Below are 9043 nucleotides of genomic sequence, written 5' to 3'. Positions count from 1 at the left end.
CGGCCTGTCACGCCGGGGGTCGCGGGTTCGAGTCCCGTCCGCTCCGCCACTTATTAAGAAGCCCTGCTAGTAATAGCTGGGCTTTTTCGTTTTAGCAAAATAGCATTTTATTTTTTATCACTCTCAGGACAGTCGTGTGGTAGCTACACTTTGTTCAATCTATTCTTATTCTTTTCGGTCTCTATGTCTTAGGTATAAAAAAACCGATGTATTAAACATCGGCTAGAGAGACATGGTTCAGGAGATTTAGCTACGCAAAGCGGCTTTAGCTGACAGTGCTTTTTTATCTGAGTCTGAAAGAAAGGCTAATTCTAATCCGTTAATTTGCGCTTGTCTGATCTGCTCTTGAGAAAGACCCGCTTGAGGTGCTGCAACTTCATATTCATATGGAAGTTCAATACCTTCAACCGCTGGGTCATCAGTATTTAAACAAGCAAGTATCCCGTGCTCTAAAAACTGTTTTATAGGATGATAAGCAAGAGAGTTTACTGTGCTCGTTTGGAAGTTTGACGTTAGGCAAGACTCAATGCCAATACGGTGTTTGGCAAGATAATCCATTAGCTTAGGGTCATGGACGGCTTTTACTCCGTGTCCAATGCGTTCTGCACCTAGCTCTTTAATTGCCTGCCACATACTTTCTGACCCCGCCGCCTCTCCAGCATGTACTGTAACTCTTAGTCCTGCATCTCGTACTTGTTTAAAGTGAGAAATAAATCGCTCGCCCGGCTGACCAAGTTCATCGCCCGCTAAGTCGACTGCAACAATGTGCTGCTTTTGAGTCAAAATAGCGTCTAGCTCCTGCTGACAAGCATCGGTGCCAAAAGTGCGGCTCATAATTCCTATTAGGTTAGCCTGAATACCGAAGTCTCGAACGCCCGCTTGTACCCCATCAACTACAGCCTCAACAACGCCAGCGATAGGCAGTTGATGTTTCATAGCCATATAGTAAGGAGAGAACCTCAGCTCGGCATAATCAATTTGAGCATTTAAGGCATCTTCGACATTTTCGTAGGCGACTCTTCGGCAAGCATCGAGATCACCCAATACGGCAACTCCCCAATCAAGTTTTGATAGAAAGGCGACCAATGATGGTTCTGCTTCGACGATTTGTACATGAGGTGTGAGCTCTTCTATGTTGCCAGCTGGCAGCGCTACACCAAATCGTTGCCCTAGTTCTAAGATAGTTTTGGTTCGAATGTTGCCGTCAAGATGGCGATGCAAATCAGTAAGCGGTAGGTTTTTAGTTATCATTATGTTTTTCCGAAAGTGTGTATGGCATCAAGTATAAAAATCAATGTGGCCAGTGTCAGCTAGCAAAGAGTATTAAATCACCCAATTCTGTTTATTTGGCTTTTATGTTTACCATATCTGTTGACCATTCGTTAAAAGGGATGGCTTTACTAAACAGAAAGCCTTGTCCCTGAGTGCAGTTAAGCATGGTTAGGAGATGGACTTGCTCTTTGGTTTCAATACCTTCTGCCACAATTTCGACATTAAACCCACGAGTCATGTTGATGATTGCCGCAACGACTGAGCTACTGAGATTTGTCTGTTCGAGCTGCGATACAAACGCCCTGTCTATTTTTAGACAATCGAATGGAAGTTGATGTAAATAAGAAAGGGAGCTGTATCCGGTACCAAAATCATCTATCGCGATATGGATGCCCAGCTCTTTGAGTTTGTTCATGTTTGCTAAAATAACTGGGTCGTTATCAACAATTCTTGATTCTGTGATCTCTAAAGCGAGGTTATTGGGTTCAAGCCCCGTTCTTTCCAAAGTCGCTTTGAGTTCATGAACAAACTGAGGTTGAGATAGCTGGTTCACTGAGAGGTTGACGTGCATTTTAAACGTCGATCCCCATTTACCCATCTTGATGCCTTGCATCGTGTCAAAACACGCTTGATACAAGATTTGCTCACCAATCAGGCCAATGAAGCCGCTTTCTTCAGCGATAGGAATGAATTCCAAGGGGGGAATGATATCACCGCTTGGTGTCACCCAGCGTGCCAAGGCTTCAGCTCCGATGATATCTCCCGTTGATAAGTTTACAATTGGTTGATAATGCGGAATATATTCTTTGTTCTCGATGGCAAGCTTAATTTGAGTGAGCATTTGCGTACGTTTACGAGAAACATCGTCCATCTCTGGAGAGTAATAGCAGATCCTTGAGCGCTCTTGCTTGGCGTGGCTGAGTGCGATGCTACCATTACGTAACCATAGCGCCATAGTATGGAGTGTGTCATTAGGGAGTACGATGCCAATGGAGGCATTGACGACCACTTTTTCATTATGCATTGAGAATGGGACAGCAAACATTTGTAATATGCTGTTAGCCGCGGATTGGGCTTCATTCTTTTGTTGTAAAGAGGGGATGTAAATAGCGAATTCATCACCACCTGTACGAGCAATACATGAGGTGCTTGCAAATAGTGTACGTAATTTTTCAGCAATAGTTTGTAATAGTAAGTCACCTTGCTGATGCCCCAAGCTGTCATTAATATCTCTGAATTTATCGATGCCGATAAGCAATAGGCTGCCATTAATTTGATTTGATTGGCTAAAGTTATCAATTAAACCTTCACGGCTATAGAGCTTGGTTAGGGAATCGTAGATCAATTGGGAATGCAGTGCCTTAAATGAGGCTTTTAGGTTATTGGCCATTTCATTGAATGAATAAACAAGTAAACTCGTTTCATAAATATTACCAGCTTTCGGCATGTTACTTTCCCAATCCCCTTTTGCTAGATGCTGAGCAGCAGCCGCGGTAGCGGTAATTGGAGTGGTGATTCGATTAAAGGCAATGAGCCCTATACCGATGCCGATAAGGCTGACAATGCTGCCAATAATCCAACTGTTTTGTTGGTTTTCTGGCAATCGACCAAGTAGATCGGTTTCTGAAATCGAGACGCCAATAAACCATTCGATGCCATGTTTATCTTTAAAGGGAGTGAGATGATTAAAATAGCGGGTGCCATCAACTACCGTTTCGAATTTGTTGAGTGTTGCTGACAGCATTTTGTCATGGTTATCAATATAATGTGCACTGGCTTGGATCACTGGGTTGGCATTTTCGATAGCCAGTAGTCGCTCTCCTTTTGCCGACAGTTCGGTCCCCCAAGAGACAACGGTGTTGGTATTGGAGTGAGCCACCAATCTTTTTTCTGGATCAATAATATACACGTTGGCATGAGTTTTCTGTTGCAGCGAGGCCAGAAACGCATTGAACGTATCGATTTTCACATCAGTCACCAAAACACCGATGAATTTGTTCATAGAGAAAACGGGTGCTAAAGCAGAGAGCGTGATCTCTTGGCGTTCATCAACATTAGTGTAGATTGGCGACCAACTTGGGCTTAAACTTTGTGCAACTGGAGTATACCAGGGGCGAGTTCTTGGATCATAATCGGCAATGGTGGAGCGAATATCTTGATTGATGGTTTTTCCTGAGTAGATCACCAAGTTTTGCTGAGTTCGATTATCTTTCACCATCAAGGTAAAACTATCACCAATCTCTTTGCGAAAGCCCACGTACTCCGCCTGTTCGCCACCAAATCCGATCACATCAATTTGTTCTAGCGGTCGATAAAGCGTTTCAAAACTGGCAAGCAGATATCCTTCTATTTTACTGACATCGTCCGCAGAATAGAACTGACTAAAGCCGATCGTGTGGCTTAAAGCGAGGCTGGCTTGAAAAGGTTCATCGAGAAAACTGATCAGCCGCTGCTCTACATTGGCATTTAATGATGAAAGCTGTTTGCTGCTAATGTCATCAACCATCTCTTCATAACTGTATTTTTGTACACCCACAATTACTCCAATCGTTATGAGAAAAATCATAACAAATGGTAGAACAACGGCTGTTTTCAACGTTATTTGATTCGTAAATGACATGTCGTGTCTTCTGCATCCATACAAATTATCGGTAAAACACGCAAGGTGGTGGGTGATTGCATTGTGCCAGAAAGTGAATCACTGCACCTGATCATTAAAAAATTATCAGTAAAGTTCTTTTAACTTCCTTGTCAACGTATTGCGCCCCCACCCAAGCACCTTAGCTGCATCTTGTTTGTGACCATTGGTGTGATGAAGTGCTGCTTCCAAAAGTATACGTTCAAATTCAGGAAGTGCATAAGAAAGCAGCTCTGTTTCTCCTGAAGCTAATGAAGATTTAGCCCAACTTGCGAGTTGTTGTTGCCAACTTATAGCACTATCAAAGTCACTATTTTTCTTTTCCGACAATAATTCGGAAGGAAGATCACTGGGTAGCACCTCGCTGCCACTGGCCATTACAGTTAACCAGCGACACATATTTTCAAGTTGTCGTACGTTTCCCGGCCATTCAAGACGATTCAAAATTTCAATGCTCTTAGGATGTAGCGTTTTCATTTCTACGCCTAATTCTTTTGCTGCAGAGGCGAGAAAGTGCTTGGTCAGTTTTTCTATATCTTGGCTTCGCTCACGCAGTGCTGGGATATGAATACGAATGACATTGAGACGGTGAAAAAGGTCGTCACGAAACTTTCCTTGATGAACGAGCTTTTCTAAGTTTTGGTGAGTAGCGGCGACAATGCGGACATCCACTTTGATTGCTGAATGCCCTCCTACGCGGTAAAACTGACCATCGGCTAAAACACGCAGTAGCCGAGTTTGAATGTCGAGCGGCATATCGCCAATTTCATCTAAGAACAGGGTGCCACCATTGGCCTGCTCAAAACGCCCTTGGCGGACACTGTTTGCACCAGTGAATGCTCCTTTCTCATGACCAAACAGTTCTGACTCGATGAGATCTTTTGGAATTGCGGCCATATTGAGGGCAATAAACGGTTTTTGGGCGCGTGGGCTATGGCGATGAAGCGCGTGAGCGACTAACTCCTTCCCGGTTCCTGATTCACCATTGATCAAGACTGAAATTGAGGAACGTGATAAACGGCCAATTGCCCGAAATACCTCTTGCATTGAAGGGGCTTCTCCAATGATTTCCGGTGTACTATCAACGCCAGTCTGTTGATTGGATTGTTCTTTGCGCTGCTCCTGACTATGCGCAATGGCACGTTCAACCAAGGTGAGGGTTTCATCGACATCAAAAGGTTTAGGCAGATACTCAAAGGCACCCTTTTGATAGGCATTCACCGCGGCATCAAGATCTGAGTGGGCAGTCATGATGATGACGGGCAACTCAGGAGATCGTGAATGAACTTGGTTTAGCAGCTCAATACCATTCATGCCCGGCATGCGAATATCGGAAACGAGCACATCGGGCGTTTCTCTTTCTAGCGCCAGTAACACACTTTCGGCATCGGAAAACGTTTCGCATTTTATGTTGGCTGATGAGAGCGTTTTTTCCATCACCCAGCGGATCGAACTATCATCGTCCACCACCCAAACGTATCCTTTACTCATAATGTTTATTCCTTAGCAGCAAACCCAATCTGACATCGGTCAAATGGGTAAATAAATAGTAAATGTGGTTCGACCTGGCCAGCTTTCAACATCGATTTTTCCATTGTGCTGATCGATCAGGTTTTGTGAGATAGAAAGACCCAGCCCCGTTCCACCTTCACGGCCGCTGACCATGGGGTAAAACAGAGTGTCTTGTAATTCGGTAGGAATACCTGGGCCGTTATCGCTGATTTCTATGCGTGCCACTAACTTATGGCGCTGTCCGTGAATATTGGCTTGGTGCACTGTTCTGGTGCGAAGTGTGATTTTACCATGCGGATCATGAGATAAAATCTGTGCCGCATTGCTGACGATATTCAGTAATGCCTGCTCGATTTGATCGGTATCTATCAAAATATCGGGCAAGCTGGGGTCATAATCTCGTTCAATCACCAAGTGTGTGCTGGCTTCTAGCTCAACCAATTGGCGGACTTTTTCCAAAATTACATGGAGATTTTCAGAGCACTTCTTGCCCGGTTTTTGTGGGCCGAGCAAACGATCAACGAGCGCACGCAGTCGATCGGCTTGTTCAATAATAATTTGGGTGTACTCAGTGAGACTGTGGTCCGGCAACATTCTTTCTAGCAGTTGCGCCGCTCCGCGTAGCCCACCCAATGGGTTTTTAATTTCATGCGCCAGCCCGCGAACTAAGAGTTTTGCCGCTTGCTGTTGGGCGTGCTGATTGAGCTCTTGTGTTAACCGTCGTTGTTGACCAATTTTGCGCATTTCGACCAAAAGCATCAGCTCGCGTTGCCAAGATATAGGGCTCACGGTCACTTCCAGCATCAGTGGCTTACCATCGACCACAAACGTAACATCGCTATCAGTAATACTTTGGCCACTTTGCAACGGCTGAGAAAGCAGCGCTAAATCAAGAGAAGCGTGCTGGATGAGTTTTGACAGTGGTTGGTTGATAATTCGCTTAGCACTTTGGGAGAAGAGTTGTTCAGCCGCTGGATTGGCATAACGGATACAAAGAGACTCATCGAGCATCAAGGTGGCGGTAACGATATTATTTAAAATCGTTTGGCTTAGCTCACAATTCACGTTTTCATCCTTGTCCGTGTTCCCAAATGATGCAATGCACAACTTTGGTGCATTGCATGGCTAAGTATGGCGCATCGGTGTCAGAAGAAAAAGTGAAACCTGTTGTTATATCGAGCTTATTGGCGAAGAGTTCATCACTTGATGCTGGCTCGATGTAAATGCACCGTCACAGGGTTAGACGATGCAATAATCTTGCCGTTTACAACTACTTGAATTAAAAAGCGATGCGTTCCTCTATCTAGATTTTTCAGCGTCCAAGTAGGTTGAGTGGTGGGAGCGCCATAGGCCTTGTCATTCATGACTAATTGCAACTGTTCACTGACGGTTAAGTTGCGATTGAGTTCGGCGTTGATTGAAATAACGCCCGCATTGCTGCGTAAGGTTTCATCGTCAGCCGGAGAGCGAATTGCAATGGTCAGCGGTTCTATTTTGTTGACATGGGTTGCGGATTTTTCCTGTGGCAGATTTTTGGTGAGGTCAGTGACGGGGTGAGAGGTTTCAAAGGTTGGCTCAGGAGCATCGGCTTGAAAATCAGGAATCGAAATTTGCTTTGCTCCCTTATCTTGTGGGACATCGCTAAGATGCAACACGCCGTTTGCATCCACCCACGTATAGACGTTTTGTGCAATTGAAATCGCGGAATAAAGCATGATGAGTGTTAGGAGTAAAATTCGGATCAAATTCACAGTCATCCCCCTATATAGAGATGTTTTCACGTTAAGGGTATCGGCTTTCGAGTGCCGTTATTGTTGTAACGCTAATGTTACGACGTCCGGAATTAACCCCAAATATGAAAAAGGCTCACCTGCGAGGCGAGCCTGATAAATCCGTAACCTAAGTTACATTTTGCACCAAAGCTAAGAATTATACCGAGTAGTACAATTCAAATTCTAGTGGGTGAACGGCCATGTTGACGCGTTCTACATCTTTTGCTTTTAGCGTGATGTATGAGTTGATGAAATCATCAGAGAATACGCCGCCAGCGGTCAGGAATTCACGATCTTCATCCAGTGCTTTTAGTGCCACTTCAAGTGACTCGGCTACTTTTGGAATCTCAGCGGCTTCTTCTGCTGGTAGGTCGTACAAATCTTTATCCATCGCTTCTCCTGGATGGATTTTGTTCTTGATACCATCAAGACCAGCCATTAGAAGAGCGGCAAACGCTAGGTATGGGTTTGCTGCTGGATCTGGGAAACGAGCTTCGATACGACGTGCTTTCGGGCTTGGTACTACTGGAATACGGATAGACGCAGAACGGTTACGAGCCGAGTAAGCTAGCATTACCGGTGCTTCAAACCCAGGGACAAGGCGCTTGTACGAGTTTGTTGATGGGTTAGCAAATGCGTTGATGGCACGCGCGTGCTTGATGATACCGCCAATGTAGTAAAGCGCTAAGTCAGATAGACCGCCGTACTTGTCACCAGCAAATAGGTTTACACCATCTTTTGCAAGAGATTGGTGAACGTGCATACCTGAACCGTTGTCGCCAACAAGAGGCTTAGGCATGAAGGTTGCTGTTTTACCAAAGGCGTGCGCAACGTTGTGCACCACGTATTTGTAGATTTGGATCTCATCGGCTTTAGTAGTTAGCGTATTAAAGCGAGTGGCGATTTCGTTTTGACCTGCGGTCGCTACTTCATGGTGGTGAGCTTCAACGACGAGGCCCATCTCTTCCATGATCAAACACATGGCTGAACGGATGTCTTGTGATGAGTCAACCGGTGCAACAGGGAAATAACCACCTTTCACACCAGGGCGGTGACCTTTGTTACCACCTTCAATTTCAGCGCCAGTGTTCCAAGCCGCTTCGATATCATCAATTTTGAATGAGGCACCAGACATATTGTTGGTGTATTTCACGTCATCAAAAAGGAAGAACTCTGGCTCTGGACCGACAAGAACGGTGTCTGCGATCCCTGTTGAACGCATGTAATCTTCTGCGCGTTTTGCGATAGAGCGTGGGTCACGATCGTAGCCTTGCATGGTTGCAGGCTCTAGAATGTCACAACGAATGTTAAGTGTTGCGTCTTCTGTGAACGGGTCAAGAACTGCACTTAATGCATCAGGCATCATCACCATGTCAGACTCATTGATTCCTTTCCAGCCAGCAACGGATGAACCATCGAACATCTTACCTTCTTCGAAGAAGTCTGCGTCGACTTGATGAGCAGGAATAGAGATATGTTGCTCTTTGCCTTTCGTGTCGGTAAAGCGCAGGTCAACAAACTTAACTTCGTTTTCTTGGATCAGCGATAGAACGTTTTCTACTGACATCTTGGATAACCTCCAGTGTTATTAAAGCGGTAATGGCCCGAATCGAATTGAAACTAGCATTGATTAATTTCATTCTAAACTTATTAATCGATGCTGTTTCTAATAAAGCTAAATTCGTGCCAATTAAATTAATCCTTTAATTTCAAGTGCTTTGATTGTTCTTTGTCGAATTAAAATGCTTCTCTGCACCAAAAAGATCCTTATTTGCACTATTTTGGTGCCTTGAGTTTTATGTTGCACCATTAACTACCAAAGCGCACACTATTCAGCCTAGGTTTACTA

General features: G+C 44.7%; 6 protein-coding genes. All 6 read right to left on the bottom strand.

The features are described 5' to 3' along the window. Positions 1-246 precede the first annotated feature (246 nt). The 6 genes from add to glnA all read right to left on the bottom strand — a co-directional run bounded on the left by add (position 247) and on the right by glnA (position 8761). Entirely contained in the window at positions 247-1251 is a 1005-nt protein-coding gene (gene add, locus AACV20_RS01720; RefSeq protein ID WP_170907848.1) for an adenosine deaminase, read from the bottom strand. A gap of 91 nt (positions 1252-1342) precedes the next feature. Then, positions 1343-3892 (bottom strand): EAL domain-containing protein, encoded by a 2550-nt coding sequence (locus tag AACV20_RS01715; RefSeq protein WP_442712884.1) that lies wholly within the window; start codon positions 3890-3892, stop codon positions 1343-1345. A gap of 105 nt (positions 3893-3997) precedes the next feature. Further along, positions 3998-5401, bottom strand: coding sequence for a nitrogen regulation protein NR(I) (gene glnG / locus AACV20_RS01710; protein WP_017045684.1), 1404 nt, complete (start codon positions 5399-5401; stop codon positions 3998-4000). Positions 5402-5440: 39 nt separating this feature from the next. Continuing rightward, positions 5441-6487, bottom strand: a complete 1047-nt coding sequence (gene glnL, locus AACV20_RS01705) for a nitrogen regulation protein NR(II) (RefSeq protein ID WP_170907846.1) — start codon at positions 6485-6487, stop codon at positions 5441-5443. Positions 6488-6621: 134 nt separating this feature from the next. After that, positions 6622-7179, bottom strand: a complete 558-nt coding sequence (locus AACV20_RS01700; RefSeq protein ID WP_212752643.1) for a DUF4124 domain-containing protein — start codon at positions 7177-7179, stop codon at positions 6622-6624. Positions 7180-7351: 172 nt separating this feature from the next. Continuing rightward, the gene (glnA, locus tag AACV20_RS01695) at positions 7352-8761 is read right to left on the bottom strand and encodes a glutamate--ammonia ligase (protein WP_017048710.1); all 1410 of its coding nucleotides are present in this window, start codon (positions 8759-8761) and stop codon (positions 7352-7354) included. Positions 8762-9043: the final 282 nt, after the last annotated feature.

Source organism: Vibrio sp. B4-6 (assembly GCF_963888245.1).
Lineage (GTDB): Bacteria > Pseudomonadota > Gammaproteobacteria > Enterobacterales > Vibrionaceae > Vibrio > Vibrio anguillarum.
Note: the sequence above shows the minus strand (reverse complement) of the source record. Positions and strands in the feature narration are given on the sequence as shown.

What these genes read in the sequence shown, in the direction of transcription:
- AACV20_RS01715 (WP_442712884.1), bottom strand. Translation starts at nt 3,892, where the DNA reads ATGTCATTTACGAATCAAATAACGTTGAAAACAGCCGTTGTTCTACCA.
- glnA (WP_017048710.1), bottom strand. Translation starts at nt 8,761, where the DNA reads ATGTCAGTAGAAAACGTTCTATCGCTGATCCAAGAAAACGAAGTTAAG.
- add (WP_170907848.1), bottom strand. Translation starts at nt 1,251, where the DNA reads ATGATAACTAAAAACCTACCGCTTACTGATTTGCATCGCCATCTTGAC.
- AACV20_RS01700 (WP_212752643.1), bottom strand. Translation starts at nt 7,179, where the DNA reads ATGACTGTGAATTTGATCCGAATTTTACTCCTAACACTCATCATGCTT.
- glnG (WP_017045684.1), bottom strand. Translation starts at nt 5,401, where the DNA reads ATGAGTAAAGGATACGTTTGGGTGGTGGACGATGATAGTTCGATCCGC.